This window comes from Clostridium sp. ATCC 25772 (assembly GCF_001573875.1).
GTDB lineage: Bacteria > Bacillota > Clostridia > Clostridiales > Clostridiaceae > Clostridium_J > Clostridium_J senegalense.
Genome location: NZ_LFRG01000100.1, coordinates 1 through 1,821, shown reverse-complemented (window position 1 = coordinate 1,821; position 1,821 = coordinate 1). Strand labels below are relative to the sequence as shown.

Below are 1,821 nucleotides of genomic sequence, written 5' to 3'. Positions count from 1 at the left end.
AACTCTCTCCTTATAGTTTAGTTTTCTTTGATTTACTCTATTTTTCTTAGAATTTCATATTAGTCATATCCTTATATATTTCTTAAAAGAATATTATTGATAAAATCTATTTGAGTTTTATCAATTTTGGGTATAGCAAACACACCTATCGTATTTCATATACCAAAATATAACATATGATTGCCCTATTGTTAATCCAATTACTACAGTTGTTAAAACTCTCATGTTTCCCTAGATTATATCTAATATTCCTTCGTACAACATATCTGTAGATGGCTGCCGTTTTTGCTATTAAACGAGGTCAATGCCTTAATGTTATGATCTATACGGCTAAAACTGGCTAATATTTTTCTAAACTAAATAAATTATCAATTTAAAACTTACTATAAATTTATATCATTCCATATTGGTTATTTTAAGCTGCTATTTGTATATCAATTCCTTTTATAACTTCATTTCCATCAAACTTTGAATTGTTTTTTACCATTCCATATATTACTCTTAAGAACTTACAACATATAGCTATAAGTGCTGGATTACCTTTTAGTGGATTATTTTTTCTTTGAGTATAATATTTATATAACTGTTTAAAATAATCATTTTGTGTTATCAATGGAAAAGCAACTTTATACAATATACTACGTATTTTTGCACTACCACACTTACTAATAGATCGTTTTCCTTTTTTACCACCTGAACTATTTTCTTTTAAATCTAATCCTACAAATGATATCAATTGTGCACTAGTTTTAAAATCTTTTAAGTCTCCGACTTCTGCGAACAGCGCAGCTACAGTACCTTCTGCAACTCCTTTGATTTCAATAATATTTTCTGCATACTCCATATTTAACACTAATTCTTTCAATTCATTATTTATTTCTTCAATTTTATCAGTTATATTGATGTAATCTTCGATATACCATTGCAATTCATTTCGTAATTCTTTACCTACCACGTCAAATAAATTATTAGTTTTATTATCTAAAAATTCATTAGTTACTTTTTTTAATTGTTTTATTTTTTTTAAGCCTACACCGCTTTTAATTTTAGTCCTTAATTGTGTTAATAACTCTTCATCAGTAGCATTTGCAATATCTTCTGGCAATGGATACTTTCTTAAAATTGTTAAAAATGATGTACACGACCAATCGGAAAATACTTTTTTATAATCACCAAAAATATTAAATATTTCACCTGATAAAATATTATGAGTTCTATTTAAATCTTTAAGTAATTTATCTCTGAATCTTGATAATCGCTTAAGCTTATTTGATTCCTCAGTTCGTATTCTTGGCTTAAAATATAATCCATCCTTAACACATCTAGCTATTGATAAAGCATCAATGAAATCATTTTTGCCTTTACCATTTCCATATAAAGACCTTATTTGTTGCACTTTTACTTGTTTTGTCATGACTGCTTCGCAATGTTCCATATTAGTTATTATATAAGAAATTATATTTTGCCAGTACACTCCAGTAGGCTCCACACCTATTATTACATTTGTTACATTATAATCTCTTATAATATTCTGTACCCAATCATCAAACATTTGAAAGCCTTCTATTGAGTTATCTAACTTTGATAATGTACTTATAAGTTCTCCATTAATATTGATAGCTTTCGCTACATGAGTTTCCTTTGCTAAATCTATACCTATAAAAACCTTTGACAAATTAACCTTAATAATGCTATTATTCATAATAAATGCTCCTTTTGTATAATTATTTTTTAGGTGGTAGTGTACCTTTTAATTATACAAAAGGTCTTTTTTTATTTCAAAATGATTAAAATGGCAATACAGGAATGCTATTAACTATT

1 protein-coding gene is annotated in these 1,821 nt (G+C 26.7%); it reads right to left on the bottom strand.

Going from position 1 to position 1,821, the window contains the following annotated elements; all coding sequences use genetic code 11:
* Positions 1–415: 415 nt before the first annotated feature.
* The gene (locus AZI32_RS16900) at positions 416–1,702 is read right to left on the bottom strand and encodes an IS110 family transposase (protein WP_061997122.1); all 1,287 of its coding nucleotides are present in this window, start codon (positions 1,700–1,702) and stop codon (positions 416–418) included.
* Between the last annotated feature and the right edge of the window lie 119 nt (positions 1,703–1,821).